Annotated in this window: 11 protein-coding genes and 2 pseudogenes; 10 read left to right on the forward strand and 3 right to left on the reverse strand. The window is 67.7% G+C overall.

From position 1 onward, the window contains the following. Positions 1-896: 896 nt before the first annotated feature. The 8 genes and pseudogenes from IF29_RS46135 to IF29_RS46145 all read left to right on the forward strand — a co-directional run bounded on the left by IF29_RS46135 (position 897) and on the right by IF29_RS46145 (position 9,187). A complete protein-coding gene (locus tag IF29_RS46135) occupies positions 897-1,814 on the forward strand; it encodes a hypothetical protein (protein ID WP_157623829.1) in 918 nt (305 codons plus the stop codon). Positions 1,815-1,939: 125 nt separating this feature from the next. Next, entirely contained in the window at positions 1,940-2,494 is a 555-nt protein-coding gene (locus IF29_RS46140; protein ID WP_157623830.1) for a hypothetical protein, read from the forward strand. A gap of 28 nt (positions 2,495-2,522) precedes the next feature. Further along, a complete protein-coding gene (locus tag IF29_RS0119585) occupies positions 2,523-3,398 on the forward strand; it encodes a hypothetical protein (protein WP_157623831.1) in 876 nt (291 codons plus the stop codon). A 111-nt stretch (positions 3,399-3,509) separates the two neighbouring features. Next, positions 3,510-3,611, forward strand: a pseudogene (locus tag IF29_RS45085) (Lsr2 family DNA-binding protein); the annotation flags it as partial. A 744-nt stretch (positions 3,612-4,355) separates the two neighbouring features. Beyond that, positions 4,356-7,943, forward strand: coding sequence for an nSTAND1 domain-containing NTPase (locus IF29_RS0119590; protein ID WP_198037507.1), 3,588 nt, complete (start codon positions 4,356-4,358; stop codon positions 7,941-7,943). Positions 7,944-8,001: 58 nt separating this feature from the next. After that, positions 8,002-8,319 (forward strand): transposase, encoded by a 318-nt coding sequence (locus tag IF29_RS0119595; RefSeq protein ID WP_084714585.1) that lies wholly within the window; start codon positions 8,002-8,004, stop codon positions 8,317-8,319. Then, positions 8,316-8,705 carry an IS3 family transposase gene (locus IF29_RS45090; protein WP_157623832.1) on the forward strand — a complete coding sequence of 130 codons (390 nt, stop codon included), beginning with the start codon at positions 8,316-8,318 and terminating at the stop codon, positions 8,703-8,705. Before IF29_RS0119595 ends, IF29_RS45090 begins: the two co-directional genes overlap by 4 nt. Then, entirely contained in the window at positions 8,594-9,187 is a 594-nt protein-coding gene (locus IF29_RS46145; RefSeq protein WP_232242221.1) for an IS3 family transposase, read from the forward strand. The genes IF29_RS45090 and IF29_RS46145 overlap by 112 nt, the downstream gene beginning before the upstream one ends. Positions 9,188-9,450: 263 nt before the next feature. Here IF29_RS46145 and IF29_RS46920 read toward each other — a convergent pair whose 3' ends face one another. Together IF29_RS46920 and IF29_RS0119620 are read right to left on the reverse strand one after the other, a co-directional pair. Continuing rightward, positions 9,451-10,935, reverse strand: a complete 1,485-nt coding sequence (locus tag IF29_RS46920; RefSeq protein WP_037595838.1) for a hypothetical protein — start codon at positions 10,933-10,935, stop codon at positions 9,451-9,453. A 546-nt stretch (positions 10,936-11,481) separates the two neighbouring features. Beyond that, positions 11,482-12,153, reverse strand: coding sequence for an RICIN domain-containing protein (locus IF29_RS0119620; RefSeq protein WP_030256501.1), 672 nt, complete (start codon positions 12,151-12,153; stop codon positions 11,482-11,484). 190 nt (positions 12,154-12,343) lie between these two features. Here IF29_RS0119620 and IF29_RS0119625 point away from each other — a divergent pair, with 190 nt between their 5' ends. Next, a complete protein-coding gene (locus IF29_RS0119625; RefSeq protein ID WP_030256504.1) occupies positions 12,344-14,641 on the forward strand; it encodes a tetratricopeptide repeat protein in 2,298 nt (765 codons plus the stop codon). Between the two features lie 11 nt (positions 14,642-14,652). Here the strand turns inward: IF29_RS0119625 and IF29_RS45100 are convergent. Next, positions 14,653-14,913 (reverse strand): annotated as a pseudogene (locus IF29_RS45100) (transposase); the annotation flags it as partial. A gap of 379 nt (positions 14,914-15,292) precedes the next feature. On the opposite strand from IF29_RS45100, the gene IF29_RS0119635 reads away from it, so the two are divergent. After that, positions 15,293-17,971, forward strand: a complete 2,679-nt coding sequence (locus tag IF29_RS0119635) for a tetratricopeptide repeat protein (protein ID WP_198037509.1) — start codon at positions 15,293-15,295, stop codon at positions 17,969-17,971. The last annotated feature ends 32 nt before the right edge of the window (positions 17,972-18,003 follow it).

Below are 18,003 nucleotides of genomic sequence, written 5' to 3' on the forward strand. Positions count from 1 at the left end.
TCAGACCATCCGGCACCACGGGTCCGATCACTTCAACGTGGCGACGTCGGCGCATTCAGTGTCAGATTCCCTTCCTGCTGGCAATGACGCCGAGGATGTCGGCGGCGGTTGATGAGGCTTCGTGAAGGCGATCCTGGCCGCGGTTCTGTGAATGATCATGTGCTGTCTCCTCACCCGGCGTCGCATCCGGCCGTGAGCAGGCGTTCGGCAAGCCAAGCCATCAAGCCCGAAGGTCATTCGCGGAATCGCGGTCAGAGCCCTTTTCATCCGTCGCCGACACCTTCGGGCTGGCCGATGGCGTGGCGGGAACTCGGTCGGCACTGCTGGGCGCGCCCCATCCGTCTCCCAGCTGAGGCTCTCATGCGTGACGATCCGCCATGGTCCTTACTCAGTGCTGGCTTGCCCTGCTGAGCAGGTCCCGGTCGCTCCAGGCCGAGGCCAGGGGGCCGTCGAGAGATGCCGTTGAGGCAGTCCATCGCACTCGGGCAGCAACTTGGACGGAGTATACCGGCCGATACCACTCGAACCAGTGATGCCTGAGAGGTTCGTCGCGCGTTGGGCGGCGGAGAGACGGGGTACCGAAATTGGGTGGCAGACCGGGAAAACCTGGGACAGAGCCCCTGGTCGTCTGGTACATCAGTGAAGCTGGCATTCGCACGGCATAGGGGGAGTCACTGTATGGCGATCTTGGATAGCAAGGACCTCCGCAAGGTACTCATCGCCCTGCTAGGTACCGCTGCAGCCGTCGTCGGCATCATCTTCGCTGTGCAGTCGATCGGTGGTGACAGTAACCACTGTCAAGACCACTCGGTATGCGGCCGCGGCAACAGCGTAGGCACGTCGGGGCCCACAAATGATCCCTCCCCTACGCGGTCTGGGGCCACGGCAGGACAGCCGTGACCGGGAAGCTCGGGGACCGAATCCAGAGGGATTCGCTTTCCTACGCGGCGGCCAGCCTGGTCCTCCTGGCCGGCAGCCTTCTCGCCCTGGGTGGGTGCACTCAGAATCAGTGCAGCAACAACTCCGTCTGTGGCGAGAAGAACACAGCCACAGGATTAAACGGATCCCAACCTGCGGCGGCTGGAGACGCCAATTTAAAGATCTCGGTCGACATGAACCCGTTTCATGCCGGATCGGGGGATCTCATCGAGGCCTACGGCCGAGATCAGGAGTGGATGCTTCCTGACCACCAGGTGATTAAGGGTGATCCTGGCTATGCCTCACCGGATAGCTTCTACCTTTTCGCGAAGTCGTTTCACGGTGTTGCGGTGGGGAAGCTTGTCTTTGGCGTTACAATTCAAAACCTCTCAGGTGGTGTCGTATATCTGCGGAGCATGCAAATCGTCAACCTTGTGTGCAGCGGATCGGCGCAGGGAACCCACATCTGGGAGGGCGGCGGAGCTGATCCGGTGACGCCTCGGGCTATTGTAATCGACCTCGACGCCAAGCGTCCGATGCCCTTGTACTACCCGAAGATTGTGAATCTCAACCCTTCGAGTGAGACGCCGGGAACCTTCGGATTCCAGGTCCCCGGCGGTCAGACGGAGCAGTTTGATATTGCCGCTCTACTCACCAAGAGTCGGCGTAGTTGCGGTTTCGGGTTGGCCATGGACACCGTGATCAATGGGAAGGTGGAGACCCTTTCCATAACCGATTCTGGGCAGCCTTTCAGGATAGACGGCAGCCTGGGTGGTTCCTATTGGATGTACAACGGTGGCGGAGGCCCGGCGACTTGGTCGCGTGTAGGGGCAGTGGCCAACACGCAATCGAGGCTCAGCGGCCCGAATCAGGCCTTGGCGGTTACAGATCCGTGAGTAAGAACTTGTCGCAGTGCAGGGGCGCCGAAATCGTCCGAGCCGTTGGGGTGGCGGTAGGCGGGTGCGCGCTCGTGATCGGCGCAGGCGCCTGCAGCGCTCAGCATCGGCCACCTTCCTCATCGGTGACGAGCCTGGTGCACGCCTCTCCAGTGGACGCAGCGGGCAAAGCCCGCCCCGGCTACTCGATCACCCGTGTAACTGGGAAGACTGTCGACTGCCTCACGCCGTCCCCTTCGGCGGTTAGAGTCGATGTCGTTGCCTGTGGCAGTACAGCCGACGATGCCGATGTGTGCTGGGTGGAGCCAGACCGCGCCAAGGTCCTCTGTGAAATTTCCCCATGGGACAAGGAACTTCGAGAGTTCACCTCATCTGGCATGATCCACAAAATGACGGTGCCCGCCCAACCTCTGGCTTGGGCAGTCGTGCTCCAGGGCGGCGATAAATGCGTGCGTCGCATTGGCGGCGCGGTCGACTCTCTGCCATTTGGCATCATTCCTGCATACTACTGCCAAGATCAGAACCGCATGATCGTGGTGGGCGCTGATGGGAAGCTGTTCGACAAGTCGTCGGCCAGGTGGACCGTGCAGACGATCGACGAACCCGAGGCCGTGAAAGCTGGCAGCGCCTACAAGCTTCCACCCCGAGAATCCGTAGTGACCGCCTACTTCGCCGACTAAGCCCCTCCAGCGATCAGGAAACGGGACAATGAAGTCACGCATCGCTCTTCTTGCGATTCTGGCACTATTCTCCGGAGTGCCGCTCCTCGGATGCAGTACTAATCAGTGCTCGGAGAACTCAACGTGCGGGAACCACAACAACACCGGCCACGATGATGGAACGCCATCGGTACCCTCGGGGCCGCCCATCGTCTTCACCGTACTTGAGCACGACGCTTGGGATGCCTGTGACGAAGGTCCGGGAAAGGTGTTCCTCACTGCGCCGACCCTTCCCGATATCGCAAAGCACCTGAATGCTATGGGCGCCAGGACCGCCGATCAGAGAGCGGCGTACGAAAAGCAGCTTGCCGCCTTCGACCAAAAGTACCACGCCGTTCCGGCCGACCGGACGGGAATTGACCTCACGATTCGGGGCTCGTCCGCGAGTGCGGTGACGATCCAGGGAATAACGGTCTCCCTGATTGACGTGAAACCGACGCCGACGACGAGTGTGCGAGTCACGGTGGATGGGGCCTGCGGTGGGAGCGCCTACAGCTCGTTTCAGGTCGACCTCGACAAACAGGTTCCGAAGCTCGTATTCAAGTCAGGCCAGGACGCGGACGGCAGGAAGCGGGTACAGGGATTCCCGGTACAGGTTACCCAGAGCGATCCGGAAATATTCACGGTCCTTCCGTTTGCAACGGCAGATGTATACACCTTCCGCCTCGTCGTCCACTGGTCAGCCGGCGGCGCTCTCGGAACGACGACAGTCAGCGAGAATGGCGGAGGGCCCTTCGCCGTGGCGTCGGGTAGCGGCGCGCACCAATACGACTACCAGCCGCAAAATGGGGTGTTCTCTCCCCAGACGATGAAAATGAATCCCAGCGATCCTCTTGGGCAGCTTGTGCCGATCAACTCTCGATGAACTGCTCAGCCACCTCAGTGCACCGCCCCATGTCCGGGACCCGACACAGTACGCACTGGGCGCCAGAGTGCTCCGGCCCAGCGCCGCGCATCCCGGGGCGACCGCCCCGACCCCGCGGCTGTCCGGGCCTGGGCCGAATCCCAAGGAATCGACGTGGCGCCTCGCGGGCGTGTGTCTTCCACGATCATCGAGAAGTGCCAAGCTGCCAACTGACTCCGTCCCAACATCGGCCAGCCGGAAGTTGCTACCGGAGGGAACAGCGGGGGCTGCCGCGTGTCCTCAAGCCAGTTGGTCTTGGCCCAACCAGACATTTGACGTTCGATCAACCTGGTGGGCCAGCGTCACACCAGCACGTGGGTCCCAGGTCGAACACCCTGACAGTGACCAAGAACCCCTGTCTTGCCGCGATGGCGACAAACTTGCGGCTTTTCATGAGGCCGATCATGTTTTGGCCGGATAATGGTCACATGAGGTGGCGTGTAGTGACCTGGACTGCAGTGGCGATTGCCGCAGCAGCGGCTATTGGCTTAGGCGTAGTCGCCGGACTGAGGGGCCTCGACAAGGCTGCGGGACTGGCTGGCGTGATCGTCGGATTCTGCGAATTGGGTGCCCTGGTGCTCGGCGTGGCCGCATGGTCTGCTGAGCGTCGGGGGGCTGGGCGTGAGCCTGATCCGCGCAGTTCACGCGTGTGCGACGAGGGCCAAGCACCACCTGCTCCCCCCGGACCGCCAGTACCGGCTGCCCCGAGGGCTGGAAAGTATGTCATCTCCGCCGAGACGATCGAGAAGTCTCAGGTGGGCGACGGCAACATCCAATACAACACGTGACGGGCCCAACCGGCATCGGGTCTGGGGACATCCCATGGGCGTAGCGGAACCCCCATTCGAAACGGGTGCGCAGCCCCTGCGTCCGTCAGGCGAACCGCATGCGGATGCCGCGTATGTAGTTCGGGCCCACGTGATCGGACAGTCCCAATTCGGCGACAACAACGTCCAGCACAACGTTCAGATTCAGTACGTATCCGGTGGGAACACCTGGACGGACCGTCCAGGTGTTCCTCCGCTGGTGGCCGTTTCCGGGCAGATCGACTCGCCCTACCGAGGCCTGGACGCATTCGAAGAGGAAGACGGCCCCTTCTTCTTCGGTCGTGACAATGCGGTGGCCGACGTCGTAGCCCGCATGGCGCGGCAGGTGCAAAGCGGTACCGGGCCGCTCATGGTGTCCGGAGTCTCGGGAGCTGGCAAGTCCTCCCTGCTGCACGCCGGCGTTCGGCCGGCACTGCGCGCAGCGGGCCTGGCTGGGGTCCGCGGGGCGGAGCACTGGCCCTGGCAGATTCTCACCCCCTCATCCGCCCCGCTCACTGAGCTGGCCGTCGGCGTGGCGACACTGGCAGGTGCGGACGCCGAATCGGTACGTGTCACCTTGGAACGAACCCCGAACGCCTTCGCGCTGATCGCACGCCAGGCAGCCCTGGCTCAAGCGCAGCCCGCCACAGGCCAGAGCAGGGCATCACAACCGCGCCTCATCGTGGTGGTCGACCAATTCGAGCAGTTGTTCATTCGCTGCCCCAGCGAGGCACACCGGCGGGCATTCATCGCCGCGCTCCACGCCGCCGCTGCTGCTCCGGACGATCCCTTACAGGGGCCCGCCGCATTGGTGGTGCTGTTGGTGCGGGAGGACTTCGAGGCGCGTTGCACCGAGTATCCGGAGCTGGCCGTGGCTGTGCAGGACCGCTATCTGGTCATGCCGATGAATGAATTGGAACTGCGGGCGGCGGTCAACGAACCAGCACGCAAGGCTTGCGGCCGCAGCGTGGACACAGCCCTGCTCGAAACCCTCCTGGAAGAGATGCGTCCCCGCCGTCGGGCATCGGAGGCGCACCCCCCGGCGTGGGGAGTCTGCGGCGTCGGACTCCTTCCCCACATGTCACACGCACTGGACCAGGCCTGGCGTAGCCGTGCCGAGGACTCGGTCCTCGCTCTGGCCGACTACACCCGAGTCGGGGGCACCCTGGGGGCACTGGCCCGGACCGCCCAACAGACCTACGACCAACTCACCACCGCGCAGAAGATCACGGCACGGGAGGTGTTCCTATGGCTGACAGCGGCCACGGACGACGGCATCAACCTCGCCGTCCGTACCACCCGCACGGACCTCCTGCATGACAGATCCCCGGATCAGAAAAGGGACTTGGAAGCAGTTCTGGAAGCCTTCGCAGGCAAGCGACTGTTCACCCTTGCCAACGACACAGTGGAGATCACGCACGAGGTGTTGCTGTCCACGTGGCCGTTGCTGCGCGACACCTGGCTCGCCGAGACCCATGCCGACCGCATCATACGCACCCGTCTTCGCAACGCCGCCCGTGCCTGGGAACGCTCAGCAAGGGACCCCTCCTATCTCTACGCCGGCTCGCTCCTGGAGGCTGCCGCCGAAAGCGCCGCTCGCATCCGATCCTCTCCCGAACGCCACGCGCCCCTGGGCCCCACCGAAGAAGCATTCCTGCGGGCCAGCGACGGTGCTCGTCGGCGTCGGATCCGGATACGGCAGCGGCTCATCGCCGCGCTTGCGGCGCTGGCCGTCGGCTTGGCGGCGACGACCGCTTTGGCTTACTGGTCCAGCCAGAACGCCAATCGGCAACGCGACGTCGCCGTCTCCAGCCAACTCGTCACCCAGAGCGAAGCCCTCAATGACGCCGACCCCCCCGCGGCCAAGCGAGACGTCCTCGCGGCCTGGTCGATCAACCCTACGCCTGAGGCCCAGTACGCCCTCCTGGCCGCCTCCGCGCTGCCCGAAGTGAGCGTCCTGGCTGGCCACACGGGTGCGGTGAACTCGGTGGCGTTCAGCCCCGACGGGCGTACCCTCGCCACCGCGAGCACGGACAAGACCGTACGGCTGTGGGATGTCGCCACCCGGCGCCAAATCGGAGCACCGCTGACCGGGGACAGCCCGGTGGTCGCCGTGGCGTTCAGCCCAGATGGTCACACCCTCGCCAGCACGGATAACGGTGTACGCCTGTGGGACACTGCCACCCGACGCCAGATCGGGCAGTCGATCACCACCCAAGGTGATGTGCTCGGGCTGGCCTTTAGCCCCGACGGCCGGACACTCGCCACCGCGGACTACGAGCGAACTGTGCAGTTGTGGAACCTATCCACCCACCGTCAGGTCGGAGCACCCTTCACCGGTCACACGGCCGACGTGACGTCGGTGGCGTTCAGCCCCGACGGGCGTACTCTCGCCACCGCGAGCACGGATCAGACGGCGCGGCTGTGGGACGTGGCCAGCCACCGACAAATCGGAGCCCCCCTCACCGGCCACAGCCAGGCGGTGGTCGCCGTGACGTTCAGTCCTGACGGCCAGACTCTCGCTACCACAGGGGTGGACAAGACTGTGCGCCTGTGGAACGTGCTCACCCATGGCCAGATCGGGCAATCCCTCACCGGCCACACCGGCGCCGTGCTGTCGGCGGCGTTCAGCCCCGACAGCCGCACCCTCGCCACCACCAGCACCGACAGCACCGTGCGCCTGTGGGATGTGACGACCCATCGCCAGATCGGGCACTCCCTCACCAGCCACAGCGGTGAGGAGGTTTCGGTTGTGTTCAGCCCCGATGGCCGCCTTATCGCGAGCGCGAGCTACGACGGAACCACACGAGTGTGGAACGCGGTCTCCCACCGTCAGATCGGACAGCCACTGGTCGACTCCAAAGCGGGCTCACCCGCCGCGGTGTTCAGCCCGGACGGTCGCACCCTCGCCAGCACAAGTGGCAATGCTGTACGGCTATGGGACGTGACCACCCATCGTCAAGTCGGACCAGCCCTCGCCGGCGACTCAGCCACGGTGGGCACCGTGGCATTCAGCCCTGACGGACACCTGCTCGCCGCCGCGAGCGACGACGGAACCGTACGGCTGTGGGACGCGGCTACCCATCGTCAAATCGGGCACCCCATTGTCGACTCCGCGGGGGGCGCCCAGGCGGCGGTATTCGCCCCAAACGGACGTACCCTCGCCACGGCCACCATGGACGATAGAGTGCAGCTGTGGGACGCGTCGAGCCAGCGCCGGGTCGGAGAGCTCGACTCCGACCAAGCAGTGAGCTCAATAGCGTTCAGTCCCGACGGCCGCATCCTCGCCGCCGGGCGCACAGATCAGACCGTGCAACTCTGGGACATGACCACTCGCCGCCCCATCGGACAACCCCTGAACGGCTTCTCCGATCAGGTGTCCTCGATGGCCTTCAGCCCCGACAACCACGTGCTTGCCGCTGCGAGCCTAGACAATGCGGTTCGGCTGTGGGACGTGGCAACCCAGCGGGAGATCGGGCAACCCCTCACCGGCCACACGGACTCGATCAACTCCGTTGCGTTCAGCCCCGACGGCCACACCCTCGCCACGGCAAGCTCTGACCAGACGGTCCGACTGTGGGACGTCGACGACTTCGACCACGCCGTGAAGCGCATCTGCGCTCAGGTCGGGGCCCTCACACCCGCCCTGTGGTCCCAATACGTCCCCTCCGGGCCAACCTACCGCCCCACCTGCCGCTGATGGGCTTGATCCGGTTTGACGGACACCTGGGATCAGGGGCTTCGGCCCCGGAGGGAAGATGTCCATCATGGAGAGCATGGGGAAGAAGAAGCCGCGCCCTCGCCGCTCGTTCACGCCGGAGTTCAAGGCCGAGATCGTCGAGCTGTGCCGCCACGGTGACCGCTCGGTGGGTCAGGTCGCCAAGGACTTCGACCTGACCGAGACCGCAGTACGCCTGTGGGTCACCCAGGCCCAGGTCGACGCCGGCGAGCGCGACGGCCTGACCAGCGGCGAACGCGAGGAGCTGGCCCGGCTGCGACAGGAGAACCGCCGGCTTCGGGAGGACGTCGACATTCTCCGGCGCGCCACGGCTTTCTTCGCGAAGGAGACCCGGTGACGGTGCACCCGTTCATCGAGGCGGAGAAGCAGAGCGGCCACAACGTCAAACGCGCTTGTGAACTGCTGAAGGTCTCCCGTGCCGCCTTCTACGCCCGCCGCACCGCCCAGCCCGGGCCCCGCGCGGTCCGCGACGCCGAGCTGACCGACCAGATCACCCGGGTCCAGGTGCGCTCGCGCGGAACCTACGGCGCCCCGCGCGTCCACGCCGCTCTGCGCAAGGAGGGGCCCGGTGCGGGCGACGCCGGGTCGCACGGCTCATGGGCCAGGCCGGCCTGGTCGGCGTCCACCGCAGGCGCCGCCATCGCACCACCGTGCCCGACCCGAACGCGGCCACCCGCCCCGACCTGGTGCTGCGTGACTTCCAACCCGATCCGTCGGCCCTGAACCAGCGCTGGTGCGGTGACATCACCTACATCGCCACCGACCAGGGCTGGCTCTACCTCGCCACCGTCATCGACATCGCCTCGCGCCGGGTCGTGGGCTGGGCCACAGCCGACCACCTGCGCACCGAACTGGTCGCCGAAGCCCTACGAGCTGCCTGTCGGACCCGGCGGCCGAACCCCGGAGTGATCTTCCACTCGGATAGGGGCTGTCAGTACACGAGCCGCGAACTCGCCCATTTGGCCAGCGAGTTCGGCGTTCGACTCTCCGTCGGTCGCACCGGTCAGTGCTGGGACAATGCGCTCGCCGAGTCGTTCTTCTCGACGCTGAAGAGCGAGCTGATCAACGGTCGTGCCTGGGCCACCCGGGCAGCGGCCCGCACCGCGGTATTCGACTTCATCGAGGGCTGGTACAACCTGCACCGACTCCACAGCAGCCTGGGCTACCAAAGCCCAGCCGCCTACGAGTCCGCTATCGCGGCCTGACCGACACACACAACCTGTCCGTCAAACCGGAGCAAGCCCACCTGGGTGAGCGGAACAGCTGAGCGGAGCCGAGCAGCCGTTCGAGCGCAGGTGCCGGACGGCTTCGCCCACCCCCAACTGCCCCAGTTGCTGCTTGCCGCCCCGGCTGCGCCGGGGACTCTGACCGTGCTCCTCATCTCACCCGTCGCCGGCACGTAGATCTTGCTTAGTTCCAGGATTCGGTGGAGCCTCTCTCCCGCCACCCGGCTTTCGTGTATCGGGGCTCAGCGACGCGCTGCCAGGACCGGATCGGTGCGCTCGACGGCCACGTATGTCTCGTCGGTCCTCGCCTCCAGCAGCCCTCCGCCGGTCTGGGGAGGCTGCGGGGCCAGGCGCACCCGACGCAGGAACTCCGGCGGCACGTCCTGGCGGATGTAGGCATCGGCCATCTCCTGCCTGGCCCTCCCCAGCCGCCCGTACTCGCGCTCGTAGAAGCTGCGCCGCGCCTCGCGGCTGATCTCCTCCCGCTCCTCGTCCTCACCGCGCCGGGAGAAGATCCGCTCCGCCGGGAAGAGCCGCTCTTCGACGGGCACGTCCGCCTGGACCTGGTGCAAGCGCGCACAAGCCGCGTACAGACCCCGCGACAGCCCCAGGTGGAGGCCAATGCCAGGGATCCGGCCCACGATGAACTCCCTCACCCCCGGCAGCTCCCGAACCCACTCGTAGGGGACTTCCAGGCCCAGTGCCTGCTCCCGCAGGAATCGCGTGTTGACGTCCCGCTCCAGCGGCTCCGCCCTGCCAGCGCTCCTGCGCGGTTCGGTCCCCGCCCCGCCGAGCGGCACGACCCGCAAGTCCTCGACCGCTCCGAAGGCCAGCGCGCGGAAGACCAGCAACTGGTCCCGTGCGACCCTCAGCAGATCTTCGGGGTCTTCGCTGAGCGGCGGGGCGCCTCCCCCCGCCGGGGCGTTGGGCAGGTGCTGGACGCCCCCACCCGGCGAGGGGGCTGCGATTGCCGTGTGCACCATCATGAAGAGAGAGTCGGACTCCCACCGATCAGTCCCAGGCAGCGAGGTGCCACACAGCACCTGCCGGTGAGGAACAGCGATCTCCTCGGAGGCCCGGTCCAACTGGCCCTGACCGGACCGCATGTCGGGCAGGCCCAGTTCCTTCCGGGCCTTGGCCTCGATCAGCCACGGCATCGCCTCGAAGAGGTGGTTGCCGTAGAGGTCCGGAAGTCTCTTCGACGGATCGGTCAGCTCGGGGATGCCGCTGGCCTCCAAATGCACCGTGGCCGGCAGGCCGCCCATCCCCACGGTCAGCCACTGCGCCATCGTCATGCCCAGGTGGTAGCCGAAGGCGGCATGGGCGCTGCGTTCAGTACCGTGACGGTAGACGGGGCTGACGAACAGGCGCCGCCCCGCTCCCCCCTCGGGTGCCGGCACATCCCTGAGCGACAGGTACGCCTGAAGGGGCGACACGCGGGCGACGAGTTCGTTGACGGCGAAGTGCGGCGTCTGCCGCAGCCACGGAGCCAGGTCGCGGCCGGCACCGGTCGCCGCCATCACGAGCTGGCGCCAGGTGGTCGTCGCCAGGTACTCGCCATCGCCGGGCAGAGCATCGCCGCCAGGCCAGGGCTGCGCCGCCTTGGGCCACCGAGACCGGTGCCACCGGTTCAGCGTCCCGTCAGAAAGCACACGGACCGGGATGTCGAACGCGTCTTCCAGCGAGAACCCGAAGTCCTCGACGCCTGTGGGAGGGATCATCGCCATGCCCGGAGCTTGCCAGATGCGGCCCAGGACGCGAGCACGCAGGCCACTGGAGGCGGATCCCCGCGGGCCGCACGGTCCGACTGGCTGGCTGAACATGTGACCCGCTCACATCAAGGAACCTGATTCAGGGCCCAGCGATACTGTGCCCCTCCCCGCGGCTCCGGGAGTCCACCGGCACAGGCCAGGAACAGGTCCTTAGCCCAGTCACAGTGCCAACCAGGCGGTCCCGTCAGCAGGCTTGGCCGCCTGGCACGAAGCACCATGGCCGACCCGCGAGCAACCAGACGCGCCCGGCGACCCGACCCGTCGCATTCACGCAGGTAAGAGGGCGATCTCCATTCGGAACGATAGGAACCCCGAGCTCGTACGTCTGTTCAGATGTAGCGATTACTGAAGCAACTCTGGCCACGAACTCCGCTGATGATCATGTGAAGCCCCTTTTGGTGCTCGCGCCCGGCCGACATCTACGGCTGCTGCCCGGCCAGCAGGGGCGGAGGGCTGTCCGGCCGGCGGCCGGACAGCCCGAGGAGGATCTTCGTCGGATTTCTAGGCCGAGATCAGGTTCCACAGGTGGTCGTCGTAGGCGACGTTGTTGATGACGAGGCCGCCCCAGTTGCCGGAGGGTGACGTGTTGCTGCAGGTGTAGATCCCCAGCTTGGTTCGGTTGGCCGTGTCGGTGAGGTCGGCGGCCCAGCCGTCGACGTCCAGGCACTCGTTGTTGGGGTCGGCCTTGTTGGAGGGGTCCCCGGAGGACTTGAAGTTCTCGATCTCCGTGAAACCGGCCTGAACGGTGTTCAGGAACCATTCCTGGTTGTCGTTGGCAGAGTTGGTGTTGCAGGTGTACAGGGTTACCTGGGCCCCTGCGGGCTCGCTGCCGTAGCCGGGCAGGTCCAGGCACTTGCCACTGGCAACGTCGACGATGACGTAGAGGTTCTGGCCGTCGACGGTGCGGGTGTACTCGAAGCCGAATACCTGGTTGTCCGTGCTGCCGCTGCCGATCAGGCAGGAGTCCATCCACACGGCGGTGCCCGAGGGCTCGCTCCCGGTGCCGGGCAGATCGGCGCACTCGAGGGTGTTGTTGGCGAAGCTGGTGCTGTCGTTCTCCAGGTAGTAGTTCCCGGCAGCCGTGGAGGCGTGGGCTGCGGTCGTGCCGAGGAGCGGGGTGAGGGCCGTTATGCCGGCCACGGCGATCAGATGGGTGAGCCTGCGCGGTTTCATGAGTGTCTCCACAGGTGGTCGACGAGGTGGCGTACGGCGAGCGTTTTCTGTCAACACGGCTGTCTGGGCTGCCAGTTGGGATCTCCCAGCACGTCTGCCTTTAGTAGGGTGGCTGACGGCGTGCGAGGAGCACGAGGTTCCCGCACAAGTCCGCACGCACGGCTCGGCGACGTGATGGGGGTTGCGTTTCATGGAGACGGCTGAAGCTGCCGGCCCGGATCCGGAGCAGGTCATCGACCTGGAGGGGTTGGTGCGGGCCCTGATCGGGCTGCGCGCCCTGGCGGGCAGCCCGCCCTACCGGGCCCTGGCCAAGCAGGTGGGCCCGCTGCTGCGACCGCCGCGCGAGATTGCGTTCCGAACCGTTGCCGATGTGTTCCAGCCCTCCCGTCGCCGCCTGGACCTGGACCTGGTTCTCGCGGTCGTCCGTGCCCTGGGCGCGGGACGGCAGGTGGATGCGTGGCGGCGGGCTCATGCGCGTGCGCATGCTGATGCTGCTTCAGGCGGCCCGGTGGGAGTGTTCCGTCAGCTCCCGGCGGACCTGCCCACCTTCATCGGCAGACGCGAGGCCCTGCGTCGGTTGCTCGCCGCAGTGGACGAGCCGCGACCCGATGCGGCCACCACCGTGGTCGTCTCCGCAATCGAGGGCATGGCCGGGGTCGGCAAGACACAGCTGGCCGTCCACGCCGCGCACCGCCTGGTGCGCACGGGGCGCTGCACCGATGTGCAGCTCTACGTGGACTTGAGGGGTTTCGACCCCGACCACGCCCCTGCCGACCCGTGCATGGTGCTCGGCTCCTTTCTGCGGCAGCTGGAGGTTCCCGGACCGCAGATCCCGTCCGGCCTCGATGAGCGCGCGGCCATGTACCGCGACGTCCTGCACGACAAGCAGGCGTTGATCCTGCTTGACAACGCAGCCGACGAGAAGCAGGTCCGGGACTTGATCCCTGCCTCGGGCGGCTGCGTGGTGCTGGTGACCAGCCGGCGGACACTGGCCGGCCTGGACGGCGCGGCCGTGCAGTTGATCGACGTGTTCGACGAAGACGAGGCGATTGCCCTACTGGCCCGGATCGCCGGGGAACAGCGGGTCCAGGCCGAGCCCGAAGTCGCCGCCGAGATCGTCAAGGCGTGCGGATACCTGCCGCTGGCTGTGTCGTTGGCCGCAGCCCGGCTGCGATCTCGGCCAACCTGGTCGCTGGCCGACCTCGCCGCCCGCATCCACGAGGACGACCTGGGCACCGTACGCATCGGCGCCCGCAGCGTCGACGCGGTCTTCGACCTGTCCTACCAGGCCCTGCCCGCCGACCTTCGCCGCTTGTACCGCCTGCTCGCCCTGTTTCCGGGCGCCGACTTCACCGCCGCAGCGGCCGCGGCACTGGCCGGCATCGAGACCTCCCAGGCACAGGACGCGTTGGAGGAACTGCTCGACGACCACCTCATCCAGCAGAAGACCAGCGAACGCTACGCCTTGCACGACCTGGCCCGCTCCTACGCCGCAAGACGCACATACGAGGAGGACGACTCCAGCACCCGGGAGACAGCCGTCCAACGCTTCCTGACCTGGTACCTGCACAGCATCACCGCAGCCTGCCACTGCCTGAACCCCCACGGCGCCGCTGTGGTGCTGCCCCCGCCTCCTCGCCTCCCCGCGCCACTGGCGTTCACGGACCGCGACACCGCCCTTGCCTGGTGCGAAGCCGAGCGCGTGAACCTGGCCGCCGCGGTCAGTGCCGCCGAAGGCGATGACCTCGCCTGGCAGCTCGCCCGCGCCGCAGTCCCCTACTACTCCCTGCGCAATCTTTGGGACGACTGGGCCGAGACCCACCGCATCGGCTTGTCCGCAGCCCAGATGCACCAAGATCGCCTCGGGCAGGCGTGGATGCACCACGGACTGGGCCGCGCCCGCACCGACCTGCAGGACCCTGCTGCCGCCGACCACTTCCGCACCGCCCAGGAGCTGTTCGGTGACAAGTATCCGCTGGAAGCCCTGCGCTCCCTGGCCAGCCTGGCCGCCTTCTACGGTCAGCAGGGCGATGTCGAACTCCTCATTGCGTACTCCCTGCGAGCGGTCGAAGCAGCTCGAAGGGCCAAGGACGGGTACATCGAAGCCATCCTCCTCGGAAACATCGGCACGGCCTGCATCGAGCTGAAGCGCTTTGACGAGGGGGTCTCCTACCTTCACGCGGCCCTGGCCAGGTTGGTGACCCTCGGCGACGAATTCGGCCAGGCCACGGTCCTCAACAACCTCGGCGACACCCACATTCGTAGCGGGAAGCTGTCCGACGCCGACAACTGCCTGACGCGTGCCCTGTTGCTTCGACGGAACCTGGGAGACCGACGCGGAGAGGCGACCACTCTGAACCTCCTGGCGGACCTCGCCCGTGCACGAGAACAAGCCGACGAAGAACGCCACTTCCGGCAGGCAGCACTGGACATCTACGAAGACCTCAACGACCCACTCGCCGCTGGAGTGCGCGCCCAGTTGGCCTGATGCGATCCAGGTCACGTCCGCTGGCGTGGTGTATTGACGGTCAGTCGGATCTCGTTTTGAGGTTGGGCGGTGAGGGCGGTCGGGTCGGTGGCGTCGGTGGCGTCGGTGGGTTGTCCCTCGATCGGGTGCAGACGCCAGCGGCCGAGGCTCTCGGAGCCGATGTAGCGGCGTTGTTCGGCCCGTTCGTCGCTCTGCTCGGCCAGGACGGCGCCGACCAGGCGGATGACCGAGGGCTGGTCGGGGAAGATGCCGACGACGTCGGTGCGGCGGCGTGTCCTGGGTGAGCGGAACAGCTGAGCGGGGCCGGGCAGCCGTTCGGGCGGAGATGCCGGACGGTTTCGCCCACCCGCAGCTGACCCAGCCGCTCCTCGCCGACCCGGCTGCGCAGGGTGCTCTGACCGTGGTCCTCAATTCACCCGTCGCCGACGCCCCGAGCCCATGCGTACTGTTGCTGGACCTGGCCGATGCAGGTGGTGTCTCCCGTCGGTTCTCCGGTCGTCCGGTCATCCCAGTCGCTGGCGTGGGGTGTCCTGGACAGCGATCATCCTGGTCAACGGCCGCGGCCCGCGCCATGGCGTTGATCTGGCGTTCGTATGGCGTTTCGCACAGGCGGAACATAGGGTCCGAGTCCAAGGGATCAAGGGGGCGGGCTTGACTGCGGAGTTCGGTTCGTTGCTGCGCGAGTTCCGGCTTCGGTGCAGCTGGACGCAGGAGGAGCTGGCCGGGAAGTCGGGTGTCTCGACGCATGCGATCAGCGTGCTGGAGGCGGGGCGGCGACAGCCGCGGCTCTCCTCGGTGACCCGGCTCGCCGACGCCCTGGCGCTCGATCCGCGCCGCCGCGAACAGCTGCTCGCAGCGGCGCGCGGCGGCTCGGCCCCGGCCCGCCCGCTCGCCGGCCCCGGCACGGTGCGCCCGCTCCCGCGCCCGCACCCAAGCGCTCCCTGCCAACTCCCCTACGACACCCGGCTGTTCACCGGTCGCGCCCGGGAACTCGACGAACTGCTGTCGCTGGCCCGCTCGGCGCCGACAGGCAGCGCCTGCGGCATGGTGGTGATCTCGGCCATCGACGGCATGGGCGGCGTGGGCAAGTCCGCCCTGGCCATCCGTGCCGCGCACCGGGTGCGGCCCCAGTTCCCCGACGGGCAGCTCTTCGTCGACCTCCACGGCCACACGGCCGGCGTCGCCCCGGTCTCCCCCGCCGATGCCCTCGACTGGCTGCTGCGCTCACTGGGCGTGCCACCGCGACAGATTCCCGAGGAGCTGAGCACCCGCGCCGCCCTGTACCGGGAACGCCTCGCCGACACCCGCACCCTGATCGTCCTCGACAACGCCGCCAGCAGCGCGCAGGTCCGCCCGCTGCTGCCGGGAACGCCCAGCTGCCTGGTCCTGATCACCAGCCGCCGCCGGCTGACCGGACTCGACGACGCCCACAGCCTCGCCGTCGACCCGCTGCCGGCCCCGGACGCCGTGGCGCTGCTGCGCGACGCCGCAGGCCCCGACCGCGTCCCCATCGACCATCCGGCAGCCGACGAGCTCGTGGAACTGTGCGGCCGCCTGCCCCTCGCGATCCGCATCGCCGCCGCCCGGCTGCGCCACCAGCGCGGCCTGCAGCTGGAGAGCCTGGTGGAGCTGCTCCGCGACGAGCACCACCGCCTGGCCCGACTCACGGACGAGGACCGGAGCCTGACGGCCGTCTTCGCCACCTCCTTCGCTTCCCTGGCCCCCGCCGAACAGGACCTGCTGCGGCTGCTCGCCCGCTTCCCCGGCCACGACATCGATACCTTCGCCGTCGCCGCTCTCGCCGACACCGACCACCGCACGGCGGAGCGGCTGCTGGAGAGCCTGCTCGACCACAACCTGATGGTCCAGCGCACCCCCGGGCGCTACCAGTTCCACGACCTGGTCGGGCTCTACGTCCGGTCGACGGTCGAACAGCAGCAGACGGCGGAGCCGGACCAGGACGCCCCGCTGCACCGGCTGGCCGGGTACTACCGGTACGCCGCCGCGCAGGCCAACGAACACCTGGCCCGGCGCACCCGCCCCGGTCGGCGCACCGAGCCGACGGCGCCTCTGGCGCTCCCGGCCCTGACCGACGGGGCCGAGGCCCTGGCCTGGATGCGCGGCGAGTACCGGAACCTGCTCGCGCTCCTCGACCACCCCACCGTGGCCTCCCTCCCCTGGTTCACCGTCTCGCTCTCCGCCGACCTCGCGGCCTTCCTGCTGCTGGAGGGACGCTGGACCCAGGCCGCCGAGCTGCACGGGTCCGCGGTGACCGCGGCGGCGGCCGACGGGGACCGCCGCGGCGAGGCCGACGCCCGGTGCGACCTGGGACGGGTCCGGCACGCGACCGGCGACTACCGGGCCGCCGCGGAGCTCTACGAGCAGGCCCTGACGATCCACCAGGAGCTCGGCGACCGCCACGGCGAGGCCAACGACCTGCACGAGCTCGGCCGCATCCGGCTGCTGACCGGCGAGATCCGGGAGGCCGCGTGGCTGCACGAGCAGGCCCTGGACGCCTTCCGGGCCCTCGGCGACCGGCTCGGCGAGGCCCGCGCGCTGTGCGACCTGGGCCGGACCCGGCACTCCTCGGGCGACTCCCCCGCCGCGGTCGAGCTGTCCTCACAGGTGCTCGACCTCTACCGGACCATGGGCGACCGCCGGGGCGAAGCCGCCGCCCTGCACGACCTCGCGTTCATCCTGGACGAGATGGGCGACCGGAGCAGCGCCGGTCAGTTCTACCAGCAGGCGCTGACGATCTACCAGGACCTCAAGAGCGTCCAGGGCATCGCCAACACTCTGCGCGGCCTGGGCCGGGTCCGGCACGCCGCCGGCGACCACCGGGGCGCGGCCGAACTCCACCAGCGCTCCCTGGATGCCTGCCGGGAGGCGGGCAGCAGCCACGGCGAGGCCGACTCGCTGCTCGGCCTGGGCCGGGCACGTGAAGCGCTGGGCGACAGCCACGAAGCCGCCGAACTCTACCGGCAGGCGTTGGCCCTCTACCAGGAGATCGGCAGCCGCCTCGGTGAGACCAGTACCCTGCTCGACCTGGCGGTCCTGACCGAGCGGACGGCCGGACCGCGTGCGGCTCTGACGCTGCACCAGCAGGCCCTGGCACTCGCCCGCGCCACCGACAACCCACTGGACCAGGCCCGCGCCCTGGAAGGAGCCGCCCGCTGCACCCTGGCCCTCGGCGACCGCACCGCCGCGCTGGCCGGGATGGACGACGCCGTCACCCTCTACCGGCGACTCGACTCCCCCGCCGCCGCGGAGGCCGCCGCCCGACTGTCCGCCCTGCGGACCGAGCCCGCCGCAGCCGCCGACGGCCGGTGAGTCGCCGCGCCGGCCCGAAGGGTCGTCACCGC

The sequence above is a fragment of the Streptacidiphilus jeojiense genome (assembly GCF_000719095.1).
GTDB lineage: Bacteria > Actinomycetota > Actinomycetes > Streptomycetales > Streptomycetaceae > Streptacidiphilus > Streptacidiphilus jeojiensis.